The organism is Collinsella sp. AF18-8LB (assembly GCF_003459795.1).
In the GTDB taxonomy this organism is placed as follows: Bacteria; Actinomycetota; Coriobacteriia; order Coriobacteriales; family Coriobacteriaceae; genus Collinsella.
Genome location: NZ_QRWU01000006.1, coordinates 36029 through 56543 on the forward strand (window position 1 = coordinate 36029; position 20515 = coordinate 56543).

The following is a 20515-nucleotide window of genomic DNA, read 5'->3' on the forward strand; positions in this document are numbered from 1 at the left end:
ATTTTCTTGACTGAAGGAGGACGTGTGGCAAACGAAAACGATTACGATGGCGGCGAGATTAAGATTCTCGAAGGTCTCGAGGCCGTTCGTAAGCGCCCGGGCATGTATATCGGTTCGACGAGTGCCAGCGGTCTGCATCACCTGGTGTGGGAGATCGTTGACAACTCCGTCGACGAGGCCATGGCCGGTTTCTGCACCGAGATCCAGGTGACGGTCCACGCCGACAACTCCATCACGGTCGTCGACAACGGGCGCGGCATCCCCGTCGACGAGCACCCTGTTAAAAAGATTCCGACGCTCGAGGTCGTCATGACGATCCTGCACGCCGGCGGTAAGTTCGATAACTCGGCCTATAAGGTCTCGGGCGGCCTGCACGGCGTGGGCATCTCCGTCGTCAACGCACTGTCCAAGCGCGTGGTCGTTCAGGTTCGCCGCGATGGCAACACCTACGAGATGGAGTTCTCGCGCGGCAAGACTGTCAAGAAGATGGAGGTCGTGGGCACCTCGGATTCGACGGGCACCACCGTCACCTTCTGGCCCGACGACGAGATCTTCGAGACCTGCATCTACGATTTCGATACGCTGCACAACCGTCTGCAGGAGACGGCGTTCCTCAATAAGAACCTCAAGATCGTGCTGACCGACGAGCGCGAGGCGACTCCCCACGTGGAGGAGTTTTGCTACGAGGGCGGCATCATAGACTTCGTCGAGTTCCTCAACGAGGGCAAGGACGTCCCCGAGGCCTTTAAGGAGCCCATCTACATCGAGGGCAAATCGGACCCGGACGCGCCTGTGGCCAAGATGGGCGAGGTCGAGGTTTCCCTGCAGTGGAATAGCGGCTACGGCGAGAACGTCATGTCGTTTGCCAACGATATCTACACCCCCGAGGGCGGCATGCACCTTGAGGGCTTCCGCACCGCGCTTACCCGCGTAATCAACGATTACGCGCGCAAGCAGAATCTGCTCAAGGAAAAGGACGCCAACCTGACCGGCGACGATGTGCGCGAGGGCCTTTCGGCCGTTATCTCGGTCAAGCTGCCCGACCCGCAGTTTGAGGGCCAGACCAAGGCCAAGCTCGGCAGCTCCTATATGCGCGCGCTGACGCTCAAGATCGTGACCGACGGCCTCGCCGATTACCTCGAGGAGCACCCTAAGCCTGCCCGCGAGATCGTCAAGAAGGCCCAGCAGGCCTGCAAGGCCCGCAATGCCGCCCGCAAGGCGCGCGAGGCGACGCGTCGCAAGAGCCTACTCGAGACGGCGTCCCTGCCCGGTAAGCTCGCTGACTGCTCGGTGCGCGATGCCGAGCTGACCGAGCTCTTTATCGTAGAGGGCGACTCGGCAGGCGGCTCGGCCAAGGACGGCCGTCGCCGAGACATCCAGGCGATTCTGCCCCTGCGCGGCAAGATTTTGAACGTCGAACGCGTTGGCGACCACCGCGCGTTCTCGAGTGACACCATCCAGTCGCTGATTACCGCGATCGGCTGCGGCGTTACGACGAGTGCCGGCGACGGCGGCGACTTCGATATTGCTAAGGCGCGTTACCACAAGATCATCATCATGACCGATGCAGACGTCGACGGTGCGCATATCCGCATCCTGCTGCTGACATTCTTCTACAAGTACATGCGTCCGCTGATCGATGCCGGCTACGTCTATGTTGCCTGCCCGCCCATCTTTGGCATTAAGGTGCGCAACAAGATCCACTACGTGTATCCCAACGGCCGCCAGCCCGAAGACGAGATCCTACGCGACACCATCCAGAGTCTGGGCCTGAACCCCGACGACAACGACGAGGACGGCAAGGCCAAGGATGGCAAGATCACCAAGAAACGCAAGGGCTATACCGTCCAGCGCTACAAGGGCCTGGGCGAGATGGACCCCAAGCAGCTTGCCTCGACGACGATGGACCCCAAGACCCGTATTCTGCAGCGCGTGTCGATCGAGGACGCCGTGGTGGCAGACCGCGCCGTGCGCGAGCTGATGGGTTCCGAGGTCGGCTATCGCCGCGAGTACATTGAAAAACATGCACATGATGCACGATTCCTTGACGCTTAAGAGGAGGTAACGTGGCAGACGATATCAACAATAACGAGGGTATGGGCGAGGCCGGCGATGCCGGTATGCCCGACGATCTGAAGCGCCTGCTTGCCCGTGCTGAGCAGGGCGAGGACGGCGATCCGGACGCCTATAACCCCGATGCCGATGATGAGGAGGAAGAGGACGACGACGCCGAGCTCGAGGAGAGCTTTGGCGAAGTCGACCGTGGCGCCTCGGCCGGCGAGGATATCAACGGCGGCCAGCTCCAGATTTCGGAGTTCGGTCGCGAGATGAAGCAGTCGTTTATCGAGTATTCGATGTCGGTCATCACGGCGCGCGCCCTGCCGGACGTGCGCGACGGCTTAAAGCCGGTGCACCGCCGCATCCTGTACGCGATGAACGAGAGCGGCATCTACCCCAACCGCCCGCACAAGAAGTCGGCGTGGACGGTCGGCGAAGTTATCGGTAAGTACCACCCGCACGGCGATTCCGCGGTCTACGAGGCCATGGTTCGCCTGGCGCAGTGGTTCTCCATGCGCACGCCGCTCATCGACGGCCACGGCAACTTCGGCAACATCGATGGCGACGGCGCGGCGGCCATGCGTTACACCGAGAGCCGCCTGGCAAAGCCCGCCATGGAGCTTCTGCGCGACCTGCAGAAGGATACCGTCGACTGGCAGCCCAACTACGACGAATCGCTCGCCGAGCCCCAGGCGCTGCCTGCGCGCTTCCCCAACCTGCTGGTCAACGGCAGCCAGGGCATCGCCGTCGGCATGGCCACCAACATCGCCCCGCATAACCTCACCGAGGCGATCGAGGCCACCTGCTACCTGATCGACAACCCCGACGCCACCGTCGACGAACTCATGCAGATCATGCCCGGTCCGGACTTCCCCACCGGCGCCATCATCATGGGCAGCGCTGGCATTAAGCAGAGCTACGAGACCGGCCGCGGCTCCATTACCGTGCGTGCCAAGGCACATGTGGAGTCCACCAAGACCGGCCGCAGCCGCCTGGTCTTTACCGAGATTCCCTACATGGTCAACAAGGGCACCCTGCAGGAGAAGATCGCCCAGCTCGTTAACGACAAGCGCATCGAGGGCATCTCAGACATGCGCGATGAGTCCAACCAGAAGGGCATCCGTCTGGTCATCGAGCTCAAGAAGGGCGTCATTCCGCAGGTCGTGCTCAACAACCTGTATAAGTACACCTCGCTGCAGACGACCTTCGGCGCCAACAACCTGGCGCTTGTCAACGGCGTGCCCAAATGCCTGAGCCTGCGCGAGATGCTGCAGCACTACATCGACCACCAGGTCGACGTCGTCACCCGCCGCACCCGCTTCGACCTTAAGAAGGCCCAGGCCCGCGCGCATATCCTCGAGGGCTACCTGATGGCCCTTGACCATATCGACGAGGTCATTAGCATCATCCGCTCCTCGCAGACCGACTCCGAGGCCAGCAGCCGCCTGATCGAGCGCTTTGGGTTTACGCCCGAGCAGACCACGGCCATCCTTGAGATGAAGCTCCGCCGCCTCACCGGCCTGGAGCGCGACAAGATCGAGGAAGAACTCGAAGGCCTGCGCCGCGCCATCGCCTACTACGAGGATCTGCTTGCGCACGAGGAGAAGATCCTCGGCGTGATCAAGGAGGAGATGCGCGAGATCGCCCGCAAGTTTGGCGACAAGCGCCGCACCGAGATCACCCACGCCGAGAAGGACCTCGACGTCGAGGACCTCATCGCCGACGAGGACATGGTCGTGACCATCACCCACACCGGCTACGTGAAGCGCATCCCGGTGGCCGCCTACCGCGCCCAGAAGCGCGGCGGCAAGGGCGTCTCCGGCGTGAGCCTCAAGGAAGACGACGTCATCGACGAGATGTTCATCGCCAGCACCCATGAATACGTGCTGTTCTTCTCGACGCGCGGCAAGGTGTACCGCCTCAAGGTGCATGAGCTGCCCGTGGGCACCCGCCAGGCCCGCGGCACCGCGATCGTCAACCTGCTGCCCTTCGAGGAGGGCGAGAAGATCGCGAGCGTCATCAGCTGCCGCGAGTTCCCGGCCGACGAGTACCTGATGTTTGCCACCAAGAGCGGCATGGTCAAGAAGACCGTGATGAGCGCATATGACCGCAGCCGCCGCGACGGCCTGATCGCTATCAACCTGCGTGACGACGACGCGCTGCTGAACGTGCGCCGCGTGCGCGAGGGTGACAAGATCATCCTGGCCACCACTGCGGGCAAGGCGATTATGTTCTCCGAGGAGCAGGTGCGCGCCACCGGCCGCGACACCAGCGGCGTTCGCGGTATCGGTATGAAGGACGGCGTGAGCGTTCTGGGCATGGAAGTCACTAACGGCAACGGCGATCTGTTCGTCATTACCGAGCGCGGCTACGGCAAACGCACGCCGGTTGCGGACTACCCGGAGCAGAATCGCGGCGGCCAGGGCGTCTACACCATCCAAATGACCGAGCGTAAGGGTAACCTCGCGGCCATGAAGGCGGTGGGCCCGCAGCACGAGCTGTTCATCGTGACGGAAGGCGCGACGGTCATTCGAGTCAAGACCGACGAGATCAGCCAGACCGGTCGCGCGACCCAGGGTGTGAAGATGATGAGCGTGGGAGATGGCGACCGCGTCACCGCTGTGGCTCGTATGACGAGTGCCAAGAAGAAGGCCAAGGTTCCGGCCGTTGCCGAGGGCCAGGAGTCGCTCGACCCGCTGGCCGCCGGCGCGATGGAAGCCCCGGCCGATGACGACCATGTTGACATCGGCTCTGGTGACGAGGCGCTGGAGGACCTGCTCGAGGAGTAAGTGAAGGCCTTCGGCCGCCCCGAGGACGACTTCGACTGGGTGCGCGACCGCCCCGGCCACGACCGCCGCTACGCCATCGACGCGGCCAAGCTCCGCCGCGAGCTCGGCTGGGAGCCGAGGAACACCGACTTCGCCGCGGGCCTCGCGGGGACGATCCGCTGGTACCGCGCCAACGAGGCCCGGCGGCGCTCCGCCAAGGAGGCCACCGAGGCCAGGTACAAATCTCAGGGGCAGTAGGACCGCCCGCGTCAATACGGCGGGCCTCTCTGGCGTCTTCCGAAAGGGCCTGTCTCGCCTGAGGCTTCCATTGGTTTGACGATGCCCCCGTGGACCCAAATGATGGCGGGTCCATGGGGGCGTCTCATTTCGTGGGTTGGTTAGGCATGGAGCGGCCTCTTCATCCGTGTCGATTTGCGATGCCATTCGTCCTAATCCTCAGCGGCACTTCAAGATTGTCAATTATCCAGCCCCCTGGAGAGCCAATGCCTATAACATTCACACCCATCTCCGACCGTGTATCAGGGTGTCGGATATATCGAGATCGCATGTCGCCCATGGTATCGGAAGGCTTATCCCATAGAAATTAATCGGAGAGGTGTCTATTGTTTCGAGGTGGCCGTTCGCCCTACGGATCCACGATGTGCCACGGGCGTCGGTAAAAGCAATCTCTGAGCCAAGAACAATTCCCATTCCGCGCCCGTGAGTTGGCAAAAGAGTGGACCAGGAACCCGGAGGAAGAACGGATATGTAAGAACGACATTCATAGTCAGGGCCGGCGAGTTCACCGTTAGGTTTAGGGCCGCTTCCCTGGATTCCAACACAAGTTATGACGACGTTGTAAACCGGAGATTCACTTTTGTTTGACAAGACAGTCCGCATGTATAGGAAAGCACTGTCGTATGGGTGGTCGTCGGGCCCGAGATCCTCAAGCCAGCACGAGACGCCTTCCACCTGAGCGCCGCCGCATATCTTCATCGTGTACATTTCTTGCGCGATGAGAGTCTCGGAGTGCGACTATGACCGCTGTGGCAGTTGCTATCGCGCTTATGATTTGAACTGCTAACTCTATGAGTCGATCACAAGTCATGCCGTCTCCATTCATATTGCGTGCATGTTAGGTCCTTGAAAGGGCATTCTAGTCTCACGATATCGAAAAAAAGCCGTTCCCGAGGAATTTGGAATTAATTGCTGGAATATGCCCCGTCGTGAGGCGATATATCAAACTATATCTATACTATCGATATATATATCTGATTACAGATATAATCTGATACAGATTCAGATATAAGGAGTTGGATATGAGTGTCCCGCAGCGCGAATCTTTAATCGTAGAATTTAAGAGCGATCGTAAGACCATCTCCGAAAATGTCATCGTAGATGAGGTGGTTGCCCTCTCCAACACCGATGGAGGGGAGCTGTACATTGGTGTCGAGGACGACGGAACGCTCACCGGTGCTCAGCCTCAACATCGAGACCCGTTGCAGATGAGCGCCATGATTGCGAACAAGACAGTGCCTTCTGTCTCCGTGCGAACGGTCGTCCTTGTGGAAGACGAAAAGTACATTACTCGAATAGAGGTTCCGCGTTCCACGAGCGTCATCGCTTCCGCCCAGGGGCGTATCCTGCGCCGGCGTCTCAAGGCCAACGGCGAACCTGAGAGCATACCAATGTATCCGTACGAGATATCGACCCGCCTCTCCGACCTTGGTCGCTTGGATTACTCCGCCCAGCCCGTCCCGGATACTACGCGTGAAGATTTTGATCCGTTGGCGATGGAAAATCTTCGTAATGTTGTGCGGAAATACAATAACAGCGATAAATCGCTTCTAGAGCTCGACGATGAGGATCTTGAGAGGGCGTTGGGGTTTGTCGCAACCGTTGGAGACCAAACAATTCCAACTTTGACGGGACTGTTGATGATCGGCCGCGAAGATGTTCTTGCCAAGGCCGTCCCCACTTCCGAGGCGACCCTTCAGGTGCTGGAGGGCACGAATGTGAGGGTAAACCTTACCTATAAAGGCCCCCTGCTCCGCACTATCGAGCAGGTCTCCGAGGCGATCATACCGTGGAATCCCGTCACCGAAGTATCTTTGGGGTTGTTCAGCGATCCGATTGAAACGTTTAACGGCCGCGCAATTCGCGAGGCGCTTGTAAACGCATTCGGGCACAGGGATTACTCGATGTTGGGTAGGGTCCGCGTTCTGATTGACGACACGGGTTTAACCATTTCGAATCCGGGCGGTTTTATCGAAGGCATATCGATCGATAACCTTCTCACTGCCGATCCCCATGGAAGAAATCCGAGTCTCATGGACGCCCTTAAGCGCATCGGCCTCGCAGAGCGAACCGGGCGAGGGATCGACCGAATCTATGAAGGCTCCCTGCTTTCGGGCAGGCCTCTCCCGGATTATTCCGAATCCGGTTCGACGGGCGTCAGCCTGTTTATTGCGCGCAGCAAGCCGGACCAGGAATTCATCAAGCTCATTGCGGAAGAGTCGGAGAAGAGATCTGCGCCGCTTCCCCTGCAGACCCTGCTTGTCCTCGATGCGCTCAAGCGCCTGCGTCGAGCTACGATTGAGGTGCTGACAGAGCATGTTGACGTTCGAAAGGCTCAACTCATCCAGACGGTAGAGCTGCTGGTCGAGTCTGGTCTGGTTGAGGCAGTTGGCTCGGCGGCGCATAGGGAATACCGTATGAGCTCAAAAGTATATAAGCGCACGGGAAGAGTTAAGGAGTATGTACGTCAGGCGGACATCGATTCGATCCGCTATCCAGAACTCATTTTAAGACTGGCGCGGGAACAGGGGCGTGTGACCAAGCAGGATGTGGCGGAGCTCCTTCACGTTAATCCCGATGTTGCTTACTATGAAATTCGGAAGTTGATCAAGGCTGGAGAGCTTAAGTCGGCAAAACGCGGTCCGGACGCCCATTACGTCCTGAGCTCCCAGTAGTGGGGCTCAATATCTATATCGAACTATATCTGGAACTCTGACATCTATATCGATACCACAGAGATAGTCCGATATAGATGGGGTGATGTTAGATATCGTCTCAAAAGGCTCATAGCTGACGGTGTAGTCACTGTTGATGTTCACTAAGATGTGGTCCGAATGACCACCGCTTCCTGAGTGCCGTGGTCATTGAGAATTGAGCAGAGCATGCCCCGGAAGGGTAACTGCATCGACGACGGCGCCATGGAGCAGGTCTTCGGCCACATGAAGGACAAGTTCTTCCGGAGGGATGTGGCCCGACTTCGAGTTCTTCAAAGCGGACCTCGACGCAATTATCTTTCTATTCCTGCAAGATGTAATAGCTTGAGCGTAATCAGCGCGAGGTTGTATGAAATCCAGTGAATGTCCAACTTCATGCCTTTGAATAGGGAGCTGCCTTCCGCACCGCCGTATTCTGGATACCGAAAGTATTCAATGTGTCCCTCCTCAACGCACTTTTGGTATAACGTGCAGAAATCGACAATCCAATCGCAATACGCCGGTAGCGGGCTATATGCGTTATTGACCTTCTCGGCAAGAACACCGAGGTTGTGGGTTCTAATGAAGGAGTTGGTTTTGGCGAGCAGGAGATACTTAAACCCAAGTTCAACTGCATGTCCACCTAGATAGGCGGTTGCGACGGAGTCGGGGCGTACGGTTGCTAGTGTGTCAAAGGAATCAATGTACTCGAGCCAAAAGTGCTTCCAAAGTTCCAGACGCTTTCGATCGTCGCTTTCCAAATCAAGTTTCCTGGAGAGCGAGCTTGTGGTGGTGTCACTGAATACCGGACTTCTCTCATATAGAGCATGTTGCGAGGGGGAGGTTCCGTCAAGTTGAATTAGATTTCGGTGGTCGATATTGGCTCCGAGCGCGCTAAAAAGCTCCATGTGATATTACTTCCTTGTCGTCGGTATTTATTGATTCTGCCCAAGTGTAGAGGGCGTACATATCGTGTGACGTTTTCGGTCGACCCCTGCTGGGGTGCGTCTGAACTCTGTTGAGGTTGGACATATTGCCAATGTGAGTGGGGCCGCTGCCGAAGAGAGTGATATTCATTGTGGAAAGAGGTCGGCTCGTCTGCGATTCAAACGGTGTAAACGCGAAAAAACGCTTCTTTTATCTTGGGGTAGATTTAATCTTATAAAAGAAAAAAACGGCGATTTCTTTCTTTTATAAGCACTTCCTGTTACCGTAAAAGAAAAAAGTAGGGAGGATTGATGGCATACTGTACTCTCGAAAAAACTTTCTATGCGGACGCTTCGTCCGATCGATATGCAAATGTCGAAGAACTGTATACGTCTAGATTCAATAGCGAATCGACCTATAGAACTGGAATTGAGCTCGAATCGGGCGAGATGTTTCTGTCTGTGCCCCATGAGCTGCTCTATAACACGGAACAAGTGCTTCGCAAGGAGAGAAGGGTGTCTGCCCTTTGGAGGGACCTGCCTATCGTTGCCTTGGGTGCCTACGTTCGCTCCCTCATTATGGATGAGGTTGTGTATAGCAATGAGATTGAGGGTGTGCACAGTACCCGGCGTCAGATTGAGGAGGCTCTCGCCGCCAACGACAAGTCGGCTCATGCACCCTTTGTTGAGTTTGCTCAGTTGTATCTTAATTTGAGCAACAATCCACCTATGCCCCAATCGCTGCAAGACATCAGGCGGATATACGACTCGGTAGTTGCGGATGCGATATCCCCCGAAGACCTACCGGGGGATGGTCTGTTTCGGTCCGGGCCGGTCGAGATACTCAATCAGCATGGGAAGACAGTCCACAAAGGGGTTTACCCGCCTCAGAAAATCGAAGAGATGATGAGCGCGTGGCTCGGCCTTTCTCAACGTGAGGACATTCCCGAGCTGTATGCTGCGGCACTGTGTCACTTTCTGTTCGGTTATATTCACCCCTTCTTTGATGGCAATGGAAGAACCGGCAGGTATCTGCTTGCTTTGCAGTTGAGCAGACCGCTGTCTCAGCCGACCGTTCTATCGTTATCTCGCGTGATTGCAGAAAACAAGGCAACGTATTATCGCGCATTCGATGCGGTCGAGCGCCCATTAAACAGATCGGATGCAACAAGCTTCGTCATTGCTATTCTGGATTTGATTTCGGACGCGCAAGATGGGCTCATCGCGAATCTTGAGGAGAAGAAGCGCGCTCTAGATGGCCTATTTGAGTGCGTGCATAATCTGGAAGGGGAGTTCAGCAAGAGGCAGCTCGAGGCGCTTTGTTACGCGGCGCAGATTCATCTTTACAGCATTTTTGGGGAAATCAGGCTCGATGGGCTGCGAGAATACCTGGATGTATCACTGCCGACGGCTCGAAACTGCGCGAAAGAGCTTGAGAGGCTGGAGTTAATGTCTAGGGTCTCACAGCGACCTCCTATTTATAAGTTGACGGATGTGGGTGCCGAGCTTTTGGGCATTGGGTAACGGAAAAAAGAAACGTGCCCCTCTTTCAGATGGGTCAAACAGGAGTCCCTTAAAAGAAAGAAATCGTCAATTCTTTCTTTTAAGGGGTTTACTGCAGGGTGTGGAGAGGGCCCTGTAATCGAACCTTTATAAAGTGGGATCGCGTGTTGCGCGCATTTCTCCTCATGCCCATTCCATTGAGTTTCCGCGCTTGGAATAAAACCGTAGGAAAATGATGGCGTTTGGAAGGGGGTCAACATGCCCAACAACGATTACCCGTTTCAAAACGAAAATGCGCCATCTGGCGATTACCCGTCTGCCGACAAGACGGTGGTGAATAACCCCTACGCAGATTCTTGGCCTGCGGGGCTGCAGCCTGATCCATACACCAGCCCTCAAGCAGCGACTCCGCAGCCGAGCCCCTACGAGTCTCCTAATGTTCAGGACGGCCAGGTTGCATCGCCAGGCAGCACGGCTCCACAACACCGCATCATGCAGGATGCTCCAACGGTGCAAATGCGTCGCCCGCCCACATCTCGGCAGAATCTTCCTGCAGATCAGGCAGCATATGGGCAGCGTGGTCAGCAGCCATATCCGTCGGCCTACGATCCTGACACCTATGACCCGTCTCCGGCAAAACCCGAGCGCCCCACACGCAAGACGTCTCAGCAGCTCGCCGAGCCTCAGCCTCGCCGCGGCGCATCTGCGCTCCGCTGGATCGCGCGTATCTTGTGCCTCGGCCTGCTTGTTTTCGGGGCGATGACCGTCTACTACCTTACAGAGCAGTCGGTCGCAGACACATCCGCCCTGTCCTCCGGCGCGGGCTCGCTTGCCGAACATGGGGCCTATTTGGTGCAGGCTGGGCTGATTCCGGCCTTCGAGGACGATCCAATCAAATGGACGGCCGCTCACATCCTGCTGCTTTCTGTGAAGTTCTCTAACCATGGTCTATCCGTTCGCCAGCAGGCGCACGTGGTCGAATTTGCCATTTTGGGCGGAGTGATAGCCCTCAACGTGCTCGCCTGGATGTCTGGATGGGCGCACCGTCGCAGCCGTCGAGGCCACATTCGTATATGGAGAACGTGGCTCATGTACGCCCTGACTATCCTGGCCTGCGCGGCGGCGTCGTTTGCCGACCAGTATCACAAGCTGTATGTGCCTGGTCGTCACTTCGACAAGCTCGATTTGTTTCTGGATGCCTCAGGCTACATCACGGCTGTTACCTGCGTCTTTATAGCTTGGAGTATTGGCTCATTCGTGTACCGCCTCATTTTTCAAAACAAATTTGAAAAAAAAGTTGTTGACGCGCCACCGACCTCTGGGCTATATTAATCCCCGCGATGGACCTGTAGCTCAGTTGGTTAGAGCGTCCGGCTGATAACCGGGAGGTCACAAGTTCGAATCTTGTCAGGTCCACCACTTTCTTTCGCAATAAACACCCCAGCGAGAGCCGAGTCGCCGCTGGGGTGTTTATTACTGTCTCCGTGGGGGTTTAGCTCAGCTGGGAGAGCGCGGGCTTTGCAAGCCTGAGGTCAGGGGTTCGATCCCCCTAACCTCCACCATGATGGACCTGTAGCTCAGTTGGTTAGAGCGTCCGGCTGATAACCGGGAGGTCACAAGTTCGAATCTTGTCAGGTCCACCATCAAAACTGTGAAGAGCCTCGGGGCAATTGCCTCGGGGCTCTTTTCTTACCTACTGAAAGTAGTCAAAAAAGCCCCGTCCCTAATTAACTACTTTAATTTTGTGTGCTGTGCGAAAGATTGGGTAGTATAGCTATTCAATGCGGCGAAGATGCCGTGTGTTAATCGCTACGTACCGGAGGTGTTCCATGGTTCGTGTCGACATAGAGACCATCGTCATGGCCGCCGGTCCCGTGCCATCGCTTATCGTGCTTCGCGAGCGCTGCAGCAAATCGGACTCGCCCGCGCCGCTGCGTTCCCTTTCCATTCAGACTGGTTCGTTTGAAGCTGCTGCCATCAGCCGCGGCATCGATAGCGGCCGCGCCGAGCGCCCGATTACCCATGACCTGCTGCTCGATACTGTTGGCGCCCTGGGCGCCAAACTCGAGCGCATCGAGATCGTCCGCGCCGAGCCGCCGGTGTTTTACGCGACGATCGTCGTGCTGGCCGATGGCGAGGAGCGTAAGATCGACGCCCGCCCCAGTGATGCCATTGCCCTTGCCGTGCGCAGCAATGCTCCCATGTTTGTGGAGGACGACATCATGAATCGCCTGGGCACTCTTTCTACCCACGCCGAGGAAGTCGACGACGAGCGGGAGTTCGAGAAGTTCGACGAGTTCGTCCATACGCTCTCCCCCGATGACTTCTAAATGCGGGGCGTCCAGGTTGCGGAGCGTTCGCTGATGGCCGGCGGCATGTCGGCCGAGGCGGCCGCCATCGCGCGTGAAGCCCAGATGCGCTCAGAGGCTTTTGAGGCGGCTCGCATTGCCTATGTGACGCAGGCCCGCACGCTTCGCGAGCGCCGCGGCTCGTTTATCAAGATGGTCGTCATCTCCGCCCTTGTCGCGGCAATCTGCTCGCGCCTTCGTGGTACAGTTGGTGCGCTTGGGTTTTCGATCTCTACGGGCCTGGTGATCTGGGGCGTGGTCGACGCGGTGATGCTGACCAGTCAGATCAAGGTGCTCGACAAGCGCGCGATGGATATGATGCGCGCCCGCGACGCTGCCGCCAAGATCGCCGCCGAGGCACAGGAACTGTAACGACTCCGGACTCGATGGGAAGGTCTAAAGATGGCACAGGATATGCAGGACGCCGGTAACGTCTCCGCCGAGCTCGACGCCATGGTGTGCGATCTGATTGGCGCCTTCTTGGACGACCTGGCCGCGGGCGAAAACCCTGGCGTGGTTGTGGCAATTGAGGACGCCACTTCCAACCGTTATCTTGCCGCGCTCGACGAGGATGGCGAGGAGGCATGCCTGGAGGCTGCCACCAACTTTATCTCCGAGCACAAGATGGGTCTTAAGGACGAGGGCCTGGGCCGTATCGCCCGCTATGCTATCGGCTATACCGGCTGCGTCGAGATTGACGGCGGCTATCACGACGCCCTGCTCGTGAGCTTCTTCGAAACCACGCTCGAGAGCGGTTTTTCGGCATACGTGCTGTATGAGGGCATGGGTGCCGGCGATGGTTTTATGTGGAGCGACCCTGAACCTGCAGGTGAGGAAACCCCTCTTATCTAAAATCGCTAAAATAAACGAGTTTTCGGTAAAAGGCTCAATATTCTCGCTGAGCGTTGTATCGCTGGGCGGGCCGCATACGCGTGCCGTTTGTATATGGATAGAAGATAGGGGAACTACATGCGCGTAGACAATCTGAGGAACATCGCCATCATCGCCCACGTCGACCACGGCAAGACGACGATGGTCGACAAGCTCCTGCGTGCCACGGACGCTTTCCGTGCCAACCAGCAGGTCGAGGACCGCGTCCTGGACTCGAACGACCAGGAGCGCGAGCGCGGCATTACGATTCTCGCCAAGAACATCTCTATCGAGTACAAGGACGTTAAGATCAACGTCATCGACACCCCGGGCCACGCCGACTTTGGCGGCGAGGTCGAGCGCGTGCTGCGTATGGCCGACGGCGCCCTGCTGCTGGTCGACGCTTTTGAGGGTCCCATGCCCCAGACCCGCTTCGTGCTGCGTCACGCTATCGACACCGGCCTTAAGATCATGATCGTCATCAACAAGATCGATCGTCCGGGCGCTAACCCCGAGAAGGCCTACAACGACTGCCTCGACCTTATGGCAGACCTGGGCGCTACCGACGACCAGCTCGAGTTTGCCATGGAGCACGTTATCTACGCCAGCGGCGTCAACGGCTTTGCCCGTCATGACCCTGAGGACGGCAACATGGACATGTACCCGCTGCTCGACATGATCATCGACGACATGCCCGCGCCCGAGGTTGACGAGAACGCCCCGCTGGCCATGCAGTGTGTGACCATCGACCACTCCAACTTCGTTGGCCGTATCGGCATCGGTCGCGTGTATTCCGGCGCCATCCATCAGGGCGACCAGATTCTGGTTGTGAAGAACGACGGCTCCAGCGCCACCGCTACCGTCAAGCAGCTCTTTACCTTCGACTACCTGGGCCGTACCGAGTGCCAGGAAGTCGGCGCCGGCGATATCGCCGCTGTCGTGGGTATTGACCGCACCGATATCGGCGATGTCTACACCGATCCCGAGAACCCCGTCGAGCTCGAGCCCATCGAGATTGACCCGCCGACCCTGTCCATCGTCTTTGAGGCTTCGACCTCCCCGCTCGTCGGCCGCGACGGCGACATCGTGGGCGCCCGTCAGCTTAAGGAGCGCCTGTTCAACGAGGCCGAGAACAACGTGACCATGAAGATCGAGGAGCTCGAGGACAAGAGCGGCGTCGAGGTCTCGGGCCGCGGCATCCTGCATCTGTCCGTTCTGATGGAGTCCATGCGCCGCGAGGGCTTTGAGTTCCAGGTCGGTCGTCCCCGCGTTCTGTTTAAGAAGGACGAGAACGGCAACAAGATGGAGCCTGTCGAGCAGGCCGTCGTCGAGTGCCCGGACGAGTACTCGGGCAAGGTCGTTGAGGTCTTCGGCACCTCCGGTGGCATCATGACGAGCATGGATACCTCGGGCATCGTGACGCATCTCGAGTTCAAGATCCCGACGCGTGGCATCATGGGCCTTAAGAACCGCATCATGAACGTCACCCACGGCGAGGGCGTGTTCTACCACACCTTCCTGGAGTACGGTCCCTACGCCGGCGAGATCGGCAACCGTCAGAACGGTGCCATGATCTCCATGACCACTGAGAAGGCCGTTGCCTATGCTCTGGGTACGCTGCAGGAGCGCGGCCAGCTCTTCGTTGAGCCGGGCACCGAGTGCTACGAGGGCATGATCGTGGGCGAGCGCAGCAAGGCTGGCGACATGGTCGTCAACATCGCCCGTACCAAGAACCTGGGCAACCAGCGTTCCTCGACCTCCGACATCTCCGTTCAGCTGGTGCCGCCTCGTGTCTTCTCGCTGGAGGAGGCGCTGGAGTACATCGCCGACGACGAGCTGGTCGAGATCACTCCCAAGAACATTCGCCTGCGCAAGCGTCTGCTCAACGCAACCGACCGCAAGAAGGCTGCTGTCCGCGCCGGCCAGGTCAACAAATAAGCGCCGGGCTTCATAGCTTTAAATGAAAGGGCGTCGACCGCAATGGTCGTCGCCCTTTTTGGTGCACGTGGATTGAGACGGCCTGCACCACCACAAAGGTGCCTGTCCCCTTTGTGGTGGTTGGTGGTTAGGCGGTGGGGAGTCCCGGCGTGTTAGCCGGCTGCTGCGGCTTGAGGTGGGCGTTGCGCCAGATGATCTGGATGACGTAGCCGAGTGTGAAGACGAAGGCTACACCGCTGACAAAGTTGCCCATAAGAGGAAGTGCCGTGAGTGCGCCCGCGACGATACCGCCCACGGCGGCCATGGCGTAGCGATTCTGGTTGTGTCCGACCATGCGTGCGATCGCGGTGCCCGTAAATGCCGCCGAGACCAGGGCGATGCCGATGATGCCGCACATGAGGGCGCCGGCGAGCGACAGGCCTGCAATCGAGATGATGAGCAGCACGACGGCGGGAATGACGGCAACCGTGCCCAGAAGACCGCTTACCCACAGCGGCGTGGGACGCTGATGCAGCATGCCGGCGGCGCTGGCGGTTGCGCGCGGAAAGACAAGCTCAAGCAGGATGGCGACAAAGCAGGTGGAAAGCGCCGCGGCAACGATGCCGCCGATAATGTCGTTGACCGTAGAGGTGTCCTCGTTTTCGGTTCGGTCGATCTTGAGGGCTCCAACCTGGGCACCCTCTGTCCGCTCGGGATCCTGTGAGACGTGGGCGTTCACCGTGCCGGTGATGCGGGCGTTTTTGCCCAGGATGAGCTTGTCGGCCCAGACCTCAACATCGCCATCGACGGTGCCGTCAATGGTAACGGTGTCGCCGGCGAGCGCCGCCGATTTGGCAGAGCCACGCAGGGCGACCGTCTCGCCCGCCGCGTAAAAACAGTTGGCAGTACTGCCGGTGTTGAGGACGACGTGCTGGCCGGCCACCGTGACGCTGCCATCGATTGTGGTTTTGGCGATATCGATGGTACGCGCCGCCAGGCGAACGGCGCCGCCTACGGTGCAGTCGCGAATCGACAGGCTCTCGCCCGCCGCGATAATATCGCGGCCGATGGAGGCGTCGTCTAGGTTGAGGCTTTGGCCGGCCCAGTACAGGTCGCCTTCGACACCCGACGGAGTTGAGTCAACTTCGGTCGCGAGCACGTTTCCCGCGGTGTCGGTGCTGGCGAACGATGCCGTGGGGAGTGCGGTGAGCGCGAGCGCAATCAGCGCGAATAGGATAGCGATGTGACTCCGCGCTTTGCGGCGCCGGGTTGACGGTACTTGGTTGTAAGGCATAGTGAATCCTTCGTTAGATACTCGACAGGTATCTAACAGGGTACCCAATGCGCAAGCGCTCTAAAAGAACCTGCCGGTTGCATTTCGAAGGGCTGGGCCGTGCTACCTACTTTTTACGGTGCAAAAAGCGTGCGATGTCGTCTTCGGTTGGGCTTTTGATGTCAAAGCGCAGCGATAGCCAACGCAGCCCCATGGTCACGATGACGCATACGACCAGCGCCGCGACATTGCTCATGAGCCCGCTCATGACGAGGCCTACATAGCTTGTCGATCCGGCGATGGCCGCGATGGCATAAAAGTTAGTGCGTTGGAAAATGCCCGGCACCACGCCCATAAAGCCGTCGCGCAGCATGCCGCCGCCCACTGCGGTGAAGAAGCCCATCATGATGCATACGGCGGGCGCAAAGCCGTAGACCAGCGCCTTGTCCGCGCCGGTGGCCGCATAAATGCCGACCGAGATGATGTCGAGCAGGGGAATGAGCTTGTCGGGCTTATCGACGATTGCCGGGAAGATATAGATGATGGCCGCCGTGGCGATGGAGAGCGGTAACGCCATTGGTTGGTTGAGGATATACACGTTGCCGACCTGGAGCGTCATATCGCGCAAGAGACCGCCGCCCAGACCGCAGACCACTGCGAGCGCGACCGCGCCCACCAGATCGAGCTTGTGCTCGCGCGCGACCAGCACGCCCGAGATCGATGCCGCGACAACGGCGAACATCTCGAGCCAAAATGGGATAGCGACCATGGCATCCGAAGCATGTGAAGTAATGGTCATAGCGGCGGCGACGGGCAAGATGGGTCCTTTGAGTTGTAGGTTTGAACAATGCCCGTACATAGTACATGGTTGACGGCGATTGAGACCTTATTGCTCGGCAAACGGTAGGGACTGGGCGCGGGCGTGGCATTGCTGGAATGTCAGGGGTCCAAAACATGTACGTCACCCTCCAAAAACGACATTTTTCGGCATCTTTGGAGGCTGACGTACATGTTTGGATTGGGCCCACAGCATGAATGAGTTGATTTACTCACATCCGGTATATTTCCCCACTTCAACGGACATAAGAGTTGGATACCGGCTCAGAGCGAGAGGCCCTCAATGGACACCCCTGTTCTCATTTCGCATAAAACCGCATGGCTTGTCCATCATGCACCCCAGAATTTGGTTCAGTCTCTTGCGCGGCACGACTACCAGATAGGCGCACAAGGCATTTCCACCCAGCAACGTGTTGCGCGCATACGACAGGCCCTTACCGACTGCGGCATTCCGTCCGATATGCTCAAGACTATCGATATCTCGGTTGTATTCGAATTCGAGCGAATTCGCACCAAAGGCGTCATTTGCCACATGCTTGGACAAAATCTTCCCTACGAGCATATTAACGAGTTGACGCCCGGAGTCTTCATCACCGACGAAGCCTTCACCTTCGTGCTCGCTGCCGAGTGGATGAATAGGATCGAATATCTCGAATATGGCTATGAAGTTTGCGGCGATTATCGCATGAGGCTCAATCCCGCCGACCCTTATACCGAGCAACCAGCCACCACCTCCAAGGATGAAATAATCGAACTGCTCGATCGGCATCCCGGCAAACCCGGTGCCACACGTGCACGGCTCGCGCTCAGGCACATCTACGATCGCTCTGCCTCGCCTATGGAGACCGCTTCGGCAATCGCCCTCTCACTCCCAACAAGCGAAGGCGGCGTTGGCATCCGAGGTATCGAACTCAACAAACCGCTCGAGATCCCTCAACGTCTCTGGCATTGCGCCAAAGCTCGAACACTCAAAATCGATGCGCTCGTTACCTACAAGCGCAGGGAGCTCGGTATCGAATATAAGGGCGGCTTTCACGATGAGTTCGAGCGCAAAGGAGCAGATGCGGAGCGAGAGGCCGTTCTCTCCCAAATGGGATATCGAATCGTTACACTCACTTCGGCTCAGTTCGACAGCCAGCTCGCCTTTCACCGCGCCATGAACAACGTTCGCGAAGCACTCGGCATGCCTCGCTGTACCGACACCGGACACCAGCGAGAGCAAAACGAACTACGCAAGGCGCTTATCCGCAACTGGAAAGGCATGCGAGACGAAGAGGCACCTTCCGAATAGTGCCACTCCCGTGAGCTCAATCCAAACGTGTACGTCAGCCTTCAAAGATGTCGAAAAATGTCGGTTTTGGAGGGTGACGTACATGTTTGGGGAAGCGTGGGATCGAGACGTATTTCGATAACAAAAAAAGCTCCCATTGTTGGGAGCTTTCTCAACCAAAATGGCGGAGGAGGAGGGATTCGAACCCTCGTGACCTTATACAGGCCAAACGGTTTTCGAGACCGCCGCATTCAACCACTCTGCCACCCCTCCGCGTGGGGTAAAAACAAAGCAGGCTCGAAGGCCTGCTTTGGAATTAACTGGCGGAGAGTCAGGGATTTGAACCCTGGAGACGCTTTTGACGCCTACACGATTTCCAATCGTGCTCCTTCGGCCACTCGGACAACTCTCCGTTAAATGCGAAAGTCAGTATACACGAGGAATCGCAAAGTGCAAACAGAAAAGTTGGCATTTTTTAAAACGCTTGGCCGCGCTTGGCGCTGCAGTGGGGTTTGAGGTTCCGAAAAACGGCTTCCGACCAGCGTGGTTGATCACCTCAATTGTTCAAAAAAGGGTATTCATAAGCGACTTGGCAATGAATTTAAAAATCTTTGGTTGGCGTTGTGGACCACTGGTATGCATTTCGCGACCACAGCGTTGTGCCCGTTGACCTGCGGCTTGGTGCGACTTGTCCCCACGGCGCCGTATCTTGTCCACAGATCCGTCAAGCTTTTGGTCAGCATTTGGTTGGAATGTGCATGAAACGTCGTGCGAGTATGGGCATATGTGGAGGTCATGAGGTTGTAGCTGCATATTCTTGCAGCCTAGGAGGTTGAAAGATATTATTACCAAGTCTTTTCCTGCTTCAGGCGCACCTTCACGACCTGAAGCCACATTTGCCCAGAGGAGGTGACAATATGAAGGCTTATGAACTGCTGTTCTTTGTTGACCCGTCGCTCGACCCCGAGACTCGTCTCGCTGTTATGAAGCGTATCGATACCACGATCGCTGAGGGCGCTGGCAAGGTCGACTCCGTTGACGAGTGGGGCAAGCGCAAGCTCGCCTACGAGATCAACGACCTCACCGATGGTGACTACACCCTCATCAACTTCCACGCAGATCCTACCCAGATCGCCGAGCTTGATCGCGTTCTGCGCATCACCGACGCTGTGGTCCGCCACATGATCGTCCGTCGCGACGACCAGGAGTAAGACTGTCGTTTTGGACTGGGCTTGTGCCCCAAGAGGAAGTAGTGAGTTATGAGCATCAATCGAGTGAACATCACCGGTAACCTCACCCGCGATCCCGAGCTGCGCGCCACCGCCGGCGGAACCCAGGTTCTGTCCTTTGGCGTCGCTGTGAACGATCGTCGCCGCAACGCGCAGACTGGCGAGTGGGAGGACTATCCCAACTTTGTCGACTGCACTATGTTCGGCACCCGCGCCGAGGCCGTGAGCCGTTTCCTGGCAAAGGGAAACAAGGTCGCGATCGAGGGCAAGCTGCGCTACAGCTCTTGGGAGCGCGACGGCCAGCGCCGGAGCAAGCTTGAGGTCATCGTCGATGAGATCGAGTTTATGAGCTCCCGTGGTGGCCAGGGTGGTTACGATCAGGGCGGTTACGCCCCCGCAGCTCCCGCGCCCATAGCACGTCCTGCCGCACCGGTGGCTACGCCGCCCGCGGTCGACGTCTACGATGAGGACATCCCGTTCTAAGGGTTGTTCACCTATTTTTGAGTGAGAGGCGGCTTCGGTTCGC

At 57.7% G+C, this 20515-nt stretch carries 15 protein-coding genes, 5 tRNA genes and 1 pseudogene; 16 read left to right on the top strand and 5 right to left on the bottom strand.

The window, feature by feature from the left end:
* Window positions 1-24 precede the first annotated feature (24 nt).
* The 4 genes and pseudogenes from gyrB (at window position 25) to DWX25_RS06935 (ending at window position 7798) form a co-directional block, all read left to right on the top strand.
* Window positions 25-2055, top strand: coding sequence for a DNA topoisomerase (ATP-hydrolyzing) subunit B (gene gyrB, locus DWX25_RS06920; protein WP_117734810.1), 2031 nt, complete (start codon window positions 25-27; stop codon window positions 2053-2055).
* Window positions 2056-2096: 41 nt separating this feature from the next.
* Window positions 2097-4847, top strand: coding sequence for a DNA gyrase subunit A (gene gyrA, locus DWX25_RS06925; RefSeq protein WP_199406615.1), 2751 nt, complete (start codon window positions 2097-2099; stop codon window positions 4845-4847).
* A gap of 12 nt (window positions 4848-4859) precedes the next feature.
* A pseudogene (locus tag DWX25_RS06930) lies at window positions 4860-5084 on the top strand (dTDP-glucose 4,6-dehydratase); the annotation flags it as partial.
* A gap of 1061 nt (window positions 5085-6145) precedes the next feature.
* Window positions 6146-7798 carry an RNA-binding domain-containing protein gene (locus DWX25_RS06935; RefSeq protein ID WP_117734808.1) on the top strand — a complete coding sequence of 551 codons (1653 nt, stop codon included), beginning with the start codon at window positions 6146-6148 and terminating at the stop codon, window positions 7796-7798.
* A gap of 332 nt (window positions 7799-8130) precedes the next feature.
* Here the strand turns inward: DWX25_RS06935 and DWX25_RS06945 are convergent, their stop codons facing one another.
* Entirely contained in the window at window positions 8131-8724 is a 594-nt protein-coding gene (locus DWX25_RS06945) for a hypothetical protein (protein ID WP_117734807.1), read from the bottom strand.
* A gap of 330 nt (window positions 8725-9054) precedes the next feature.
* On the opposite strand from DWX25_RS06945, the gene DWX25_RS06950 reads away from it, so the two are divergent.
* The 9 genes from DWX25_RS06950 to typA all read left to right on the top strand — a co-directional run bounded on the left by DWX25_RS06950 (window position 9055) and on the right by typA (window position 15401).
* Complete coding sequence (locus tag DWX25_RS06950; RefSeq protein WP_117734806.1) at window positions 9055-10266, top strand: Fic family protein; 1212 nt, start codon at window positions 9055-9057, stop codon at window positions 10264-10266.
* A gap of 237 nt (window positions 10267-10503) precedes the next feature.
* Window positions 10504-11577: a VanZ family protein gene (locus DWX25_RS09715; RefSeq protein WP_233502137.1), complete on the top strand. Its 1074-nt coding sequence runs from the start codon at window positions 10504-10506 to the stop codon at window positions 11575-11577.
* 10 nt (window positions 11578-11587) lie between these two features.
* A tRNA-Ile gene (locus tag DWX25_RS06960) sits at window positions 11588-11664 on the top strand.
* A 67-nt stretch (window positions 11665-11731) separates the two neighbouring features.
* Window positions 11732-11807: transfer RNA gene (locus DWX25_RS06965), tRNA-Ala, on the top strand.
* Window positions 11808-11811: 4 nt separating this feature from the next.
* Window positions 11812-11888 (top strand) — tRNA-Ile (locus tag DWX25_RS06970).
* 186 nt (window positions 11889-12074) lie between these two features.
* Entirely contained in the window at window positions 12075-12575 is a 501-nt protein-coding gene (locus tag DWX25_RS06975) for a bifunctional nuclease family protein (protein WP_117734805.1), read from the top strand.
* Window positions 12576-12965 (top strand): hypothetical protein, encoded by a 390-nt coding sequence (locus tag DWX25_RS06980; protein WP_117734804.1) that lies wholly within the window; start codon window positions 12576-12578, stop codon window positions 12963-12965.
* Window positions 12966-12995: 30 nt separating this feature from the next.
* Window positions 12996-13445: a hypothetical protein gene (locus DWX25_RS06985; protein ID WP_117734803.1), complete on the top strand. Its 450-nt coding sequence runs from the start codon at window positions 12996-12998 to the stop codon at window positions 13443-13445.
* 117 nt (window positions 13446-13562) lie between these two features.
* On the top strand, window positions 13563-15401 hold the full coding sequence (gene typA / locus DWX25_RS06990; RefSeq protein ID WP_117734802.1) for a translational GTPase TypA: 1839 nt from the start codon (window positions 13563-13565) through the stop codon (window positions 15399-15401).
* 127 nt (window positions 15402-15528) lie between these two features.
* Here typA and DWX25_RS06995 read toward each other — a convergent pair whose 3' ends face one another.
* Entirely contained in the window at window positions 15529-16674 is a 1146-nt protein-coding gene (locus DWX25_RS06995; RefSeq protein ID WP_117734801.1) for a polymer-forming cytoskeletal protein, read from the bottom strand.
* A 106-nt stretch (window positions 16675-16780) separates the two neighbouring features.
* On the bottom strand, window positions 16781-17470 hold the full coding sequence (locus DWX25_RS07000; RefSeq protein ID WP_233502136.1) for a trimeric intracellular cation channel family protein: 690 nt from the start codon (window positions 17468-17470) through the stop codon (window positions 16781-16783).
* 303 nt (window positions 17471-17773) lie between these two features.
* Here DWX25_RS07000 and DWX25_RS07005 point away from each other — a divergent pair, with 303 nt between their 5' ends.
* The gene (locus tag DWX25_RS07005) at window positions 17774-18781 is read left to right on the top strand and encodes a hypothetical protein (RefSeq protein ID WP_117743357.1); all 1008 of its coding nucleotides are present in this window, start codon (window positions 17774-17776) and stop codon (window positions 18779-18781) included.
* Window positions 18782-18942: 161 nt separating this feature from the next.
* Here DWX25_RS07005 and DWX25_RS07010 read toward each other — a convergent pair.
* Together DWX25_RS07010 and DWX25_RS07015 are read right to left on the bottom strand one after the other, a co-directional pair.
* Window positions 18943-19033 (bottom strand) — tRNA-Ser (locus tag DWX25_RS07010).
* Window positions 19034-19081: 48 nt separating this feature from the next.
* A tRNA-Ser gene (locus DWX25_RS07015) sits at window positions 19082-19172 on the bottom strand.
* Window positions 19173-19677: 505 nt separating this feature from the next.
* Between DWX25_RS07015 and rpsF the strand changes: the two genes are divergently transcribed.
* A complete protein-coding gene (gene rpsF / locus DWX25_RS07020) occupies window positions 19678-19971 on the top strand; it encodes a 30S ribosomal protein S6 (RefSeq protein ID WP_006235831.1) in 294 nt (97 codons plus the stop codon).
* A gap of 48 nt (window positions 19972-20019) precedes the next feature.
* On the top strand, window positions 20020-20472 hold the full coding sequence (locus DWX25_RS07025; protein ID WP_117794619.1) for a single-stranded DNA-binding protein: 453 nt from the start codon (window positions 20020-20022) through the stop codon (window positions 20470-20472).
* Window positions 20473-20515 lie beyond the last annotated feature (43 nt).